The sequence below is a fragment of the Chitinophaga barathri genome, from assembly GCF_003807585.1.
In the GTDB taxonomy this organism is placed as follows: Bacteria; Bacteroidota; Bacteroidia; order Chitinophagales; family Chitinophagaceae; genus Chitinophaga; species Chitinophaga barathri.
Genome location: NZ_RMBX01000005.1, coordinates 373,921 through 386,443, shown reverse-complemented (window position 1 = coordinate 386,443; position 12,523 = coordinate 373,921). Strand labels below are relative to the sequence as shown.

Annotated in this window: 10 protein-coding genes; 8 read left to right on the top strand and 2 right to left on the bottom strand. The window is 53.1% G+C overall.

Annotated elements, in window-relative coordinates; genetic code table 11:
* Positions 1-16 precede the first annotated feature (16 nt).
* Positions 17-931: a S66 peptidase family protein gene (locus EG028_RS11435; RefSeq protein WP_241559099.1), complete on the bottom strand. Its 915-nt coding sequence runs from the start codon at positions 929-931 to the stop codon at positions 17-19.
* Positions 932-1,081: 150 nt separating this feature from the next.
* Between EG028_RS11435 and metG the strand changes: the two genes are divergently transcribed.
* The 7 genes from metG to lpxB all read left to right on the top strand — a co-directional run bounded on the left by metG (position 1,082) and on the right by lpxB (position 9,681).
* Positions 1,082-3,172 (top strand): methionine--tRNA ligase, encoded by a 2,091-nt coding sequence (metG, locus tag EG028_RS11430; protein ID WP_120516393.1) that lies wholly within the window; start codon positions 1,082-1,084, stop codon positions 3,170-3,172.
* 113 nt (positions 3,173-3,285) lie between these two features.
* The gene (locus tag EG028_RS11425) at positions 3,286-5,685 is read left to right on the top strand and encodes a 3-hydroxyacyl-CoA dehydrogenase/enoyl-CoA hydratase family protein (RefSeq protein ID WP_120516394.1); all 2,400 of its coding nucleotides are present in this window, start codon (positions 3,286-3,288) and stop codon (positions 5,683-5,685) included.
* Positions 5,686-5,718: 33 nt separating this feature from the next.
* A complete protein-coding gene (locus EG028_RS11420; RefSeq protein WP_241559100.1) occupies positions 5,719-6,612 on the top strand; it encodes an ABC transporter ATP-binding protein in 894 nt (297 codons plus the stop codon).
* A gap of 23 nt (positions 6,613-6,635) precedes the next feature.
* Positions 6,636-7,418 carry an ABC transporter permease gene (locus EG028_RS11415; RefSeq protein ID WP_120516395.1) on the top strand — a complete coding sequence of 261 codons (783 nt, stop codon included), beginning with the start codon at positions 6,636-6,638 and terminating at the stop codon, positions 7,416-7,418.
* 53 nt (positions 7,419-7,471) lie between these two features.
* Positions 7,472-8,245, top strand: coding sequence for a 5'/3'-nucleotidase SurE (gene surE / locus EG028_RS11410; RefSeq protein ID WP_120516396.1), 774 nt, complete (start codon positions 7,472-7,474; stop codon positions 8,243-8,245).
* Positions 8,246-8,255: 10 nt separating this feature from the next.
* The gene (locus tag EG028_RS11405; RefSeq protein ID WP_123864642.1) at positions 8,256-8,555 is read left to right on the top strand and encodes a hypothetical protein; all 300 of its coding nucleotides are present in this window, start codon (positions 8,256-8,258) and stop codon (positions 8,553-8,555) included.
* Between the two features lie 25 nt (positions 8,556-8,580).
* Positions 8,581-9,681, top strand: a complete 1,101-nt coding sequence (lpxB, locus tag EG028_RS11400; RefSeq protein ID WP_120516398.1) for a lipid-A-disaccharide synthase — start codon at positions 8,581-8,583, stop codon at positions 9,679-9,681.
* A gap of 20 nt (positions 9,682-9,701) precedes the next feature.
* Here lpxB and EG028_RS27680 read toward each other — a convergent pair whose 3' ends face one another.
* Complete coding sequence (locus tag EG028_RS27680; RefSeq protein WP_162946431.1) at positions 9,702-9,875, bottom strand: DUF6728 family protein; 174 nt, start codon at positions 9,873-9,875, stop codon at positions 9,702-9,704.
* A gap of 76 nt (positions 9,876-9,951) precedes the next feature.
* Here EG028_RS27680 and EG028_RS11395 point away from each other — a divergent pair, with 76 nt between their 5' ends.
* Positions 9,952-12,501 carry a beta-mannosidase gene (locus tag EG028_RS11395; protein ID WP_120516399.1) on the top strand — a complete coding sequence of 850 codons (2,550 nt, stop codon included), beginning with the start codon at positions 9,952-9,954 and terminating at the stop codon, positions 12,499-12,501.
* The last annotated feature ends 22 nt before the right edge of the window (positions 12,502-12,523 follow it).

Here is a 12,523-nt window from a genome sequence, read left to right as displayed (position 1 = left end):
TTGTTAAAATAAGTACTTAATCTTTTATCTCCTTGATTATCACACCTTTATCACTCACCTTTAATTCGTGCGGGATGCCCAGCTTAAGTGCATAGTTCGCTTCCTGGTGGCCGACGGGGAAGTCGTAACACACCGGGTAATCGTATTCTTTCACCATATTCCGGATGATCTCGTATTCCGTTTGCCCGAAAGGCGCTTCCGTCTCCCGTTCTTCCGTAAATGAGCCTACCACCAGCCCGGCCAGTTTATTCAGCCAGCCCGCGCGTTTGAGGTTATACATCATGCGATCCACGTTGTAACGGTATTCCCCGACATCTTCCAGCACCAGTATTTTCCCTTTGGTATCGGGCTGGGATATGGAACCGGAGAGGTTTGCCAGCAGCGTGAGATTGCCGCCCACCAGTTTGCCGGTGGCCTTACCGTCGCGGTTCATCTTATGGGGTTGCGCCTCGTATTTGCTGCGTTTGCCTTCCAGGGCCTCCCGCAGGCTATTCACATACACATTTTCCTTTGTGGACGCGGTGATGCCGCTGCACATCAGGGAATGGATGCCAGGAATGTTATAACGTTCCTGGATATGGGTGTGAAGCGTGGTGATGTCGCTGTAGCCGCAGAGCCATTTCGGATCCTTGCGGAAGCGGGAGAATTTGAGCCTGTCCAGGATAGACACCATGCCGTACCCGCCACGGCCGAACACGATGGCTTTGATCTCCGGATCGTCCATCATATCCTGCAGCTCTTCCAGCCGCAGCTCGTCCGGGGCGGAGAAATTATGAAAACTGGTGCCCACGGTAATACCGAGGTGCACCCGGTAACCCCAGGATTCGATCACTTTGGCGGCGAATTCGGCGGCGTGAAGCTCCATTTTACTGCTGGGACAAGTGATCCCTATGAGGTCGCCTTTTTTAAGATAGGGCGGAATTTTGATCATTCTAATTGCTTTAGTTTACCTTTGCTGATTAAATGAGGAAGAAGGAATCTTATCCCATTTGATGACCAAAGTAGTCGTTATTGGGTTAACTGCAAATCCATTTCCCTATTTTTCTGAATATTTACAATTTTTTCAACGGAGGAAGCATCAATGAAACAATTTAACAGATACCTTGTTACGGCAGCGCTGCCCTATGCCAACGGTCCGGTTCACATCGGTCACCTGGCCGGCTGTTACCTGCCGTCTGACATCTACGTACGGTATCTCAGGGCCAGGAAGGCGGACGTAAAATTCGTCTGCGGAACCGACGAACACGGCGTTCCCATTACGATCAAGGCAATGCAGGAGAACGTAACTCCGCAGGATATTGTGGACAAATACCACGCGATCATCAAAGATTCTTTTGCCTCCATGGGCATCTCTTTCGATATATTTTCCCGTACTTCCAACCAGGTGCATCACCAGACGGCGGCGGACTTCTTCAAAAAGATGTACGACGACGGCCTTTTCGAAGAGAAGGAGTCCGAACAATATTTTGACGAGATCAAACAGGTGTTCCTCGCGGACCGGTACATCATAGGCACCTGCCCGAACTGCGGCAACGATAAAGCCTATGGGGACCAGTGCGAACGCTGCGGCACCTCCCTCAGCCCGGAGGAGCTGATCAACCCCCGCTCCGCCCTCAGCGACGCCGTACCGGTGAAAAAGAAAACCAAACACTGGTACATGCCGCTCCAAAACTATGAACCATGGCTGAAACAATACGTCATCGAAGATCACAAGGAATGGAAGGCTAACGTATACGGGCAATGCAAAAGCTGGCTGGACAACGGTCTGCAAAGCCGTGCCATGACCCGCGACAGTAACTGGGGCATCAAAGTGCCGCTGCCCGATGCCGAAGGGAAAGTACTCTACGTCTGGTTCGACGCGCCCATCGGGTACATCTCCGCCACCAAAGAGCTCACCGCAAACTGGGCCGATTACTGGTGCAAGGAAGATACCCGCCTGGTACACTTTATCGGGAAAGACAATATCGTATTCCATTGCATCATTTTCCCCGCCATGCTCAAGGCGCACGGCGGATATATCGTGCCGGACAATGTGCCAGCGAACGAATTCCTCAACATCGAAGGGGAAAAAGTGAGCACCTCGCGCAACTGGGCCGTATGGGTACATGATTACATCAAGGATTTCCCGGACCAGCAGGACGTATTGCGGTATGTGCTGTGCTCCACCGCGCCTGAAACAAAAGACAACGATTTCACTTGGAAAGATTTCCAGGACCGTAATAACAACGAACTGGTAGCGAACCTCGGCAACTTCGTGAACCGCACGATGGTGCTGATGCACAAACTCTGCGGCGGTAAAGTACCGGCCATGCACGCGGACGTGAAAAATGCCGCAGATGACGCCATTTTCACCATGCTGCAGGACCAGAAGATGAAGATCGCCGAATCCCTGGAAACCTTCCGCTTCCGCGATGCGCTGAATGAGGTTATGAACGTGGCCCGCGAAGGGAACCGTTACCTCCAGGAAAAACAACCCTGGATACTGGCCAAAACGCCCGAGCTCCAGGCGCAGAACCAGCAGCTGATAGACAACTGCCTGCACGTATGCCTGCAGCTCACGGCGAACCTTGCCGTGTTCATCAATCCCTTCCTGCCGTTCACCGCGCAGAAGATCTGCCATATGCTGAAAGTGGTGGACCGTATGCTGGACTGGGAGAACGCCGGCAGTATGAAACTCGTGAGCGTGGGTTATTCCCTGCGCGCGCCTGAACTGCTGTTCAAAAAGATCGAAGACGAGCAGGTGAAAGAACAGGTAGAAAAACTGCACGCCGGCCTCAAACAATCCGCCGCCGCGCAGCAGGCCGCTGCCACGCCCGCCGCCGAAGCCCCCGCCGCTCCCGCGAAACCCGAGATACAATACGACGATTTCGCGAAGCTGGAACTGAAAGCAGGCACCATCACCCATGCGGAGAAAGTAGCCAAAGCGGATAAACTGCTGAAGCTCACGATAGACCTCGGCACGGAACAGCGTACCGTTGTATCCGGCATTGCCCTGCATTACGCGCCTGAAGCCATCATCGGCAAACAGGTGACGCTGGTGGCCAACCTGGCGCCGCGTAAGATGAAAGGCATTGAAAGCCAGGGCATGATACTGATGGCCGAAGACAAAGACGGCAAACTGGTGTTCGTAAACCCCGACCAGGCTGTAGCGCCCGGCAGCGGGGTGAGCTGATCATGAAAACATAACATAAAAAGGCCCCGGCATATCACCGGGGCCTTTTTTCATTTCGTTGCGTCGTTCAACCGGGAAAAATGCTAAATTCATCATTCTAAAGCGGAAATATTATGCAAAGAAGGATCAATAAAGTTGCGGTGCTGGGTTCCGGCGTAATGGGCTCAAGGATTGCCTGTCTTTTTGCAGGCGTAGGCGTGAAGGTGCTGCTGCTGGACATTGTGCCCAAAGAGCCCAGCGACGCGGAAAAGGCCAAAGGATTAACGACAGAACATCCCGCTGTAAGGAACAGGATCGTGAACGAGGCATTACAGGCCGCCATCAAATCCAATCCTTCGCCCCTTTATTCCAAAGAAGACGCCCGGCATATCAAAACAGGCAATTTCACGGATGATATGAAGTCCATCGCGGACTGCGACTGGGTGATAGAAGTGGTGGTGGAAAACCTGGACATCAAGAAAAAAGTATTCGAGCAGGTGGAGCAGTTCCGCAAACCCGGCACGCTGATCACTTCCAATACATCCGGCATCCCCATCCACCTGATGGCGGAAGGCCGCAGTGAAGACTTTCAGAAACATTTCCTGGGCACCCACTTCTTCAACCCGCCGCGTTACCTGCGGCTGCTGGAGATCATTCCCACCCCGCATACAGACCCCGCCGTAACGGATTTCCTCATGCATTACGGCGATCTTTATCTTGGTAAGACCACCGTGCTTTGTAAAGACACCCCGGCATTTATTGCGAACCGCGTGGGGGTGTTTTCCATCATGGCCATTTTCCACATCATGCAGGAAATGGGCCTGGGCATAGATGAAGTGGATGCGCTCACCGGCCCCGTGATCGGCCGTCCTAAATCGGCCACTTTCCGCACCGCGGACGTGGTCGGCATCGACACGCTGGTGAAAGTGGCCAAAGGCGTTGCGGATAACTGTCCAAACGACGAAGCGCGCGCTATCATGGAAATACCACCCTTCCTGCAAAAAGTAGTAGAGAACAACTGGCTGGGCGACAAGACGGGCCAGGGTTTTTATAAAAAGACCAAAGGCGCCGGCGGCAAAGAGATCCTTACCCTGGACCTGAACACGATGGAATACGGCCCGAAAGTGAAAGCGAAATTCGCCAGCGTGGAAGCCGCCAAACCCATCGAAGACCTGAAGCAGCGCATCAAAATGCTGGCCGCCTCTTCCGATAAAGCCGGCCAGTTCTACCAGGCATTCCATGCCAGGCTGTTTTCGTATATCTCTCACCGTATCCCCGAAATAGCGGACGATCTCTACAAAGTGGACGATGCCATGAAAGCGGGCTTCGGATGGGAAATAGGCGCATTCGAAACCTGGGACCTGCTGGGTGTGGAAACCGGTATCAAAACCATTACGGACAAGGGCCTCACCGTGGCTTCCTGGGTGCAGGACATGCTGGCTGCCGGTGCGAAAAGTTTCTATAAAATAGAGAACGGTAAAAAGTACTACTACGACCTGGCCACCAAAGGGTACAAACCGGTGCCGGGCGAAGACGCGTTCATCATCCTCGAAAACAAGTCGAACAATATCATCTGGAAAAACAGCGCCTGCAATCTCTACGACCTGGGAGACGGCATCGTGTCGCTGGAATGGAAAACCAAGATGAACACCATCGGCGGCGAGGTGCTGGAAGGCGTGCATAAATCGATAGACCGCGCGGAAAAGGATTTCCGCGGACTCATACTGGCGAACGATGCGGCGAACTTCTCAGCGGGGGCGAACGTGGGCATGATATTCATGCTGGCGGCCGAACAGGAATTCGACGAACTGGATATGGCCGTGCGCCTGTTCCAGAAAAGCACCATGCGCCTGCGTTATTCCTCCATCCCCGTAGTGGTGGCCCCTCATGGGCTCACGCTCGGCGGCGGTTGCGAAATGAGCCTTCATGCGGACCATGTGCAGGCGGCGGCGGAAACCTATATCGGGCTGGTGGAACTGGGCGTGGGCCTGATCCCCGGCGGCGGCGGCACCAAGGAACTGACGCTGCGCGCATCCGACCAATACAGGGAAGGGCAGATCGAAAACCCGATATTACAGGAGCGGTATCTTACCATCGCGCAGGCCAAAGTGGCCACTTCCGCCCAGGAAGCGTTTGAGCTGGGGCTGCTCCGCGAAGGCATAGACGCCATCAGCCTGAACCAGAGCCGCGTGATCGCGGACGCAAAAGAAAAAGCCATTGAGCTGGCGAACGCGGGATATGTAAAACCCATTGAACGCACGGACATCCGTGTACTGGGCCGCTCCGCCCTGGGCGCTATCCTCACCGGCATCAACGCCACGCACTTCGGTAACTACATTTCAGAGCACGATGCCAAAATAGCCCGGAAACTGGCGTACGTAATGTGCGGCGGAGACCTTTCCGAGCCGGCCCTCGTGAGCGAGCAGTACCTGCTGGACCTGGAAAGGGAAGCTTTCCTGAGCCTCAGCGGCGAAAGAAAAACATTGGAAAGACTGCAAAGTGTGCTGAAAACAGGAAAGCCCGTGCGTAATTAATTATATATTGCATAGAATTTAATATAACCGACTTTGGAAAATAAGCAAATCCTGTCCCTTCACCAGGTGTCCAAGCACTATGGGCCTATACAAGCACTCAAATCCGTATCCTTCAGCGTACCCGAAGGCAGCGTATTCGGAGTACTGGGGCCAAATGGCAGCGGAAAGACCACCCTCCTCGGCATCATCATGGACGTTCTGAAAGCCAATGCCGGAACGTACAGCTGGTTTGGCCAGCCGCCGCACGCGGACCAGCGTAAACGCATAGGTACCCTGCTGGAGACGCCGAACTTCTATCATTATTATTCCGCCGTCCGCAACCTGGAGATCACATCGGCCATCAAAGGCCGGGGCGGGGATGATATAGAACGCGTATTGCGCCTCACGGAACTATGGGAGCGGAAAGATTCCAAATTCAGCACCTTTTCCCTCGGGATGAAACAGCGCCTGGCCATTGCCAACGCATTGCTGGGCCGCCCCGATGTACTGCTGCTGGATGAGCCTACCAACGGCCTGGACCCTGCCGGCATCGCGGAGATCAGGGAACTGATCCGCAACCTCGGCAAAGAAGGCACCACCGTGATCATGGCCAGCCACCTGCTGGACGAAGTGGAGAAAGTGTGCACGCACGTAGCCATCCTCAAAAGAGGCACGCTTATGGCGGCCGGGCATGTGGATGAAGTACTGGCCAATGAGGATATGATAGAGCTGGGTTCCGCCAACCTTGAACAGCTGGAAAACCTGCTGAACAGTATGCCCGGCCTGAAAAGCCTCCGCCGGCACAACGGCAGCATACAGGTGATATTCGAGAACGGGCAGACGGCCGAACAGCTGAACCGTTCCTGCTTCGAACAGGGCGTCACCCTCAGTTACCTCGCCGTAAAACGCAAGAGCCTCGAAGCAAGGTTCATCGAACTCACCAATTGATCTCCCTCTAACCTTACGCAGAAATGATAAAACTTCTCAAAATAGAATGGCTGAAAGTAAAAGCCTACCGCACGTTCTGGATACTTTCAGGACTGTTCCTCATCGCGGTACCGCTGCTGATGTGGGCCTTCGAAAGCATCATCCGTACAAGCCCGAAGCCCGTTGCCGCTTTCCTGAACTCCATGTCCTTCCCGAAAGTATGGGACAACACCGCCTGGCTGGCCAGCTGGGTGACGCCCGTGATGGGCATCCTGCTGGTGATCTTCCTCACGAATGAAAATAACTTCCGCACCATCCGCCAGAATATCATCGACGGCTGGAGCCGCGACCAGTACATCACCGCGAAATACGGCGTACTGGTGTCCGCCGCGCTGTTCATGACCCTCGTGATCTCCATTACCGCGCTCGTGTTCGGCTTAAGGAGCGGAGACAGCGAAGTGTCCGACGGTTCCATCTTTATCTGGTACACCTTTGTTCAAAGCCTTACTTACCTGTCCCTGGCGTTTTTCCTGGGCGTATATATGAAAAGGGCGGGCATTGCCATTGCTATTTACGTGATGTATGTGTACATCGGCGAGTTTGCCATTTCCATGCTGCTGGAATACAAAGTGGCTTTCCATTCCGGCACCTACCTGCCGCTGGAAAGTACGGACAGGCTGATAGGAGGGGAATCCAAAATACTGCGCGACATCATACAGCGCGGTGGATCGGGCCCATCCCGCACCACTTACATCATCATCGCGTTCGTCTGGATCTTCCTTTTCAACGGCGCCGCATGGTACAAAATGAAAAAAGCGGACTTATAATTAACAGTGATTTGTAAATCCCAGCATGTAAATTTGTTGACAAAAGTAAAATCGTGAAGAAGGAAACCCTGATACTGGTGACGAACGACGATGGCATTACCGCCCCTGGCATACGCAACCTGATAGAAGCCGTAAGGCCGCTCGGGAAAGTGGTGGTGGTAGCGCCGGACAGCCCGCAATCCGGTAAAGGGCACGCCATCACCCTCGGCTCTCCGCTACGGCTGAACCAGGTGGATATCTTTGAAGGAATAGAAGCATGGACCTGCTCGGGCACCCCGGTAGACTGTGTGAAACTCGCGCGGGACAAGATACTCGGCCGCCGGCCGGACATCTGCGTGAGCGGCATCAACCACGGGGCGAACCATTCCATCAACATCATCTATTCAGGCACTATGTCCGCCGCCATGGAAGCGGCCATTGAAGGCATTCCCTCCGTCGGTTTTTCTTTTCTCAACTACGCTTACGATGCGGACTTCACCGTGCCCCGGCAGGTGGCGCAGGAAGTCACCAAAAAGATGCTGGAAACAGCTTTGCCGCCGCATTCATTATTTAACGTGAACATCCCCGACGTGCCCCTGGAAAACTACAAAGGCATTAGGGTAGCGCGGCAGGCCAACGCAAAATGGAAAGAGGAGTTTGACGAACGGAGAGATCCGCATGGCAAAAAATATTACTGGCTCACCGGCGAATTCTCGAACCAGGATTTCGGGAACGATACGGACGTGTGGGCCCTCGAGAATGGCTATACATCCCTTGTGCCTGTACAGTTCGACCTTACGGATTACCGCCTGAAGGAAAAACTGGAAAAAGAATGGCAATTCCAATAATCCTATGACCATGTTGAAACAAGACAAATTATCACTCGGCATCCTCCTCGGGCTTCTCACCCCGATAGCCGCCTTTCTTCTGTACTGGCTGCTGGCGGTATATGTGCCTAAAGACGTGAACCTGCCGGACTTCCTGATCTATCTCAAAAATGCCCGTCAGCAGATACCCAAAGTGATCAGCATCTGCCTGCTGGCAAACGGTATCATCTTTTACCTCTACACCCGCACCCGCCTGGACCTGACCGCCAGGGGCATATTCCTGGTTACATTGTTGTACGCAATCGTTATCTTGCTGCTCAAAATTATCTGATCAGTACAGTGAAATTCGTTTAGGGATGAAGTATTATTTAATAGCCGGGGAAGCCTCCGGGGACCTGCATGGCAGCAACCTGATCAAACAGCTCAAACTACAGGATCCGCAGGCGGATATACGCTGCTGGGGCGGAGACCTGATGGAACAGGCCGGCGCCACCGTGGTGAAACACTACAAAGATCTCGCGTTCATGGGTTTTGTGGAAGTAGTGATGAACCTGCGCACCATCTTCAAAAACCTGGACCTCTGCAAAAAAGATATCGAAGCCTGGAAACCCGATGTGCTCGTACTGATCGATTATCCCGGGTTTAACCTCCGCATTGCCGAATGGGCCAAACAGCAGGGCCTGAAAGTAATCTACTACATCAGCCCGCAGGTATGGGCCTGGAAAGAAGGCCGCGTGAAAAAGATCCGCGAGACGGTGGACAAAATGCTCGTGATCCTTCCTTTCGAGAAGGACTTTTATAAAAAGTGGGACTTTGAAGTGGAATACGTAGGCCACCCCCTCATTGAAGCCGTAAAGGCCGCCAAGGAAGCGCCCGCCCTGCCCCCGTTCTCAGACAAACCCATTATCGCCCTCCTGCCCGGAAGCCGCAAACAGGAAGTGGAAAAGAAACTGCCGGTGATGCTTTCCATGGCGAAGTATTTCCCGGAATACCAGTTCATCATGGCACAGGCGCCCAGCCTGGAAGACAGTTTTATCAACGGGTTCACCGGCGCTTATCCCAATGTGTCCGTCGTGAAAGGCCAGACCTACCCGCTGCTGCTGCAGGCCACCGCCGCGCTCGTCACCTCGGGCACCGCCACGCTGGAAACCGCGTTGTTCGGCGTACCGGAAGTAGTGTGTTACAAAGGCAGCCCCGTGTCTTATTTCTTCGCCAAACATCTCATCAAAGTAAAATACATCTCCCTCGTGAACCTCATTATGGACAAGCCGGTTGTAAAAGAGCTGATCCAGCATGACCTCACGGAAGAAAATCTCCTCAAAGAGCTGACCCTCATTTTAAAAGACACCGCCCGCCACCAGCAGATGAAAGCGGACTACGCCATGCTGTGGACGTTGCTGGGCGATGGCACGGCTTCCCGCAAAGCCGCGGAAGCGATCGTGAGTATGGTGAAGTAACAGAAAACAGATAGTCTTATTTACAGGTAATGCCTGATCACTTTGATCAGCATCACGATGATCGCGATCAGGAACACGATGATGGAGATCCGGTTCATGCCGTGCATCAGTTTGGTGTTCGTATTGAGCGGCTCGGACTTATCGCGCTTTTTGATAAAGAGATATTGCAGTATTTGGCGCCAGATGCTTTTCATGACCCAAATATCCGCAATGTTTCCATTTTGCCAATAACCGTTATTTTTACTCCGCTTTAACCGCGCGTTTACAGATATGAGGAAAATACTATTGGGATTATGCCTGGCCTTGTCCCTGCCGGCGTTTGCACAGCTTCGTACCGAACTGAAAGACGGATGGGAATTCAGAAGAACAGATGAAAACATTTGGAGAATGGCCACTGTGCCCGGCACCGTGCATACGGACCTGCTGGCGCACAAACTCATTCCCGACCCATTCGCCGGGGCCAATGAAAAAGGCCTGCAATGGATCGATAAAAAGGACTGGGAATACCGCACTTCTTTTTCCGTTTCACCCGAAATGCTTAACCACGATGGTATTGCGCTCGACTTTACCGGGCTGGATACCTACGCGGACGTATACCTGAACGATCAGCTTGTTTTAAAAGCGGAGAATATGTTCGTGGGCAAACAGGTACCGGTGAAGCAGTTCCTCAAAGCAGGCGCCAACCAGCTCCGTATCTTCTTCCACAGCCCCATTGCGCATGACATGCCGAAGTTCATGAAAGACAGGCTGGTGTACCCCGCCGGCAACGACGCGGACGATATTCCCCTTAGCATTCACGCCCGCAAAGCGCCCTATCATTATGGCTGGGACTGGGGGCCGCGTTATGTGACCAGCGGCATCTGGCGCCCGGTATATATGGTGGCCTGGAATGAATTTCAGCTACAGGATGTATGGATTGAACAAAAAAAACTGGCCGGTGCCACCGCCGAACTGGTAGCGCATGTAAAACTGAACGCGATAAAAGAAGGAGCCTACCACGTGATCGTACAAAGCAACGATGGCGCTTTCAAAACAATATCCCTCACAAGACAATGGGCGGACGGCAACCAGGAAATGGACATTCCGTTTACGATCCCCAAACCGGAACGCTGGTGGCCCAACGGGCTGGGCGCGCAACGCCTGTACCCCGTCACCGTGGCCATCTTAAAAGGGAAGGATACCTTACAGCGGATGCAACGGAAGATAGGCCTGAGAACGGTGGAAGTAGTGAACGAAGCAGACAATATGGGCACCAGTTTTTACCTGAAGGTGAACGGCCACCCCGTGTTTATGAAAGGGGCGAACTACATCCCTTCAGACAACTTCCTGCCCCGCGTAAGCCCGCAACAGTACGAAAAGATGTTCGCGGATATGCAGTCCTCCCACTTCAACATGATCCGCGTATGGGGTGGCGGTATTTATGAAAACGACCAGTTCTACGACCTCGCGGACGAAAAAGGCATCCTCGTATGGCAGGACTTTATGTTCGCCTGCACGCTGTACCCTTCCGATAAAAACTTCCTGGACCAGGTAAAAGAAGAAACCGCCTACAACATTACCCGCCTGCGCAATCACCCCTCCCTGGCGCTCTGGTGCGGCAACAATGAAATAGCGGTGGCTATCAAAAACTGGGGCTGGAAAGACGGTTATGCTTATTCGGACGCGCAGTGGCAGCAGATGCTCAAAGGTTACGACACCCTGTTCCAGGACATGCTCAGACAGGAAGTGCAGCAGCATGATCCCGGGAGATTTTATTTTCCTTCTTCCCCGATCAGCAACTGGGGCAAAGCGGAAGATTTCCGCCATGGTGATAATCACTACTGGGGTGTATGGCACGGCATGGAATGGTTCGAAGCCCTTACCACGCACGTACCGCGTTTCATGAGCGAATACGGTTTCCAGTCCTTCCCCGAGCTGAATACCGTGCGTACCTATGCGGACAGCAGCCAGTGGGATATCAACTCCTTCGTGATGCAGGCGCACCAGAAAAGCGCCACCCGTGGGAACGCGGCCATCAAGACCTATATGGATCACTATTATAAGCAGCCCCGCAACTTCAACGCCTTCCTGTATCTCAGCCAGGTATTGCAGGCGGAAGGCATGAAAGTAGGTATGGAAGCGCACCGCCGTGCCATGCCTTTCTGTATGGGCACGCTCTACTGGCAGTTCAACGATACCTGGCCCGGCGCATCCTGGAGCGGTATCGACTATTTCGGGAGATGGAAGGCCATGCAGTATTTTGTGAAAAAAGCTTACGAGCCGGTACTGGTCAGCAATACATTGGAAGAAGGCAAAATAAAGACCTATGTGGTGAACGATCTTCTTGCGGATGAAAAACTTCAGGTGGTCATGCAGCTTATGGATATGGAGGGGAAAATACTGAACGAAAAGACATTGCCCGTCACCGCAAAGGCCAATGCCAGCGAAGCGGTGCATAGCATTTCAAAAGAAGAGCTGCTGAACGGCGCGGATGCGAACAGGGTAATTTTGTACACCAAACTGGTAAAGAACAACCAGTCCGTGTCTGAGAATGTGTTTTACTTTGCCGCACCCCGGTACCTGCAATTGCCGGAGCCGGTGGTGACCACGCATGTTACAGTAAACGAAGGAAAGATAAGCGTACAGGTAAGCACGGACAAACTCGCGAAAAACATCTGCCTGATGCTGGAAGAAGACAAAGGCGTTTCGTTGTTCTCCGACAATTATTTCGACCTGCTGCCCGGCACGAGCCGCACATTGCAACTGGTGACACAATTATCCGCCGCCGAAGTAAGCAACAAATTACGCATCCTGCATATCGCGAATGCGTGTGAGAAATAAACAGTGAACAAACAAGCATAAC

Excerpts from the sequence above, each read along its gene's own strand:
- EG028_RS11435 (WP_241559099.1), bottom strand. The coding sequence starts at position 931 with ATGATCAAAATTCCGCCCTATCTTAAAAAAGGCGACCTCATAGGGATC.
- metG (WP_120516393.1), top strand. The coding sequence starts at position 1,082 with ATGAAACAATTTAACAGATACCTTGTTACGGCAGCGCTGCCCTATGCC.
- EG028_RS11425 (WP_120516394.1), top strand. The coding sequence starts at position 3,286 with ATGCAAAGAAGGATCAATAAAGTTGCGGTGCTGGGTTCCGGCGTAATG.
- EG028_RS11415 (WP_120516395.1), top strand. The coding sequence starts at position 6,636 with ATGATAAAACTTCTCAAAATAGAATGGCTGAAAGTAAAAGCCTACCGC.
- EG028_RS11405 (WP_123864642.1), top strand. The coding sequence starts at position 8,256 with ATGTTGAAACAAGACAAATTATCACTCGGCATCCTCCTCGGGCTTCTC.
- lpxB (WP_120516398.1), top strand. The coding sequence starts at position 8,581 with ATGAAGTATTATTTAATAGCCGGGGAAGCCTCCGGGGACCTGCATGGC.
- EG028_RS27680 (WP_162946431.1), bottom strand. The coding sequence starts at position 9,875 with ATGAAAAGCATCTGGCGCCAAATACTGCAATATCTCTTTATCAAAAAG.
- EG028_RS11395 (WP_120516399.1), top strand. The coding sequence starts at position 9,952 with ATGAGGAAAATACTATTGGGATTATGCCTGGCCTTGTCCCTGCCGGCG.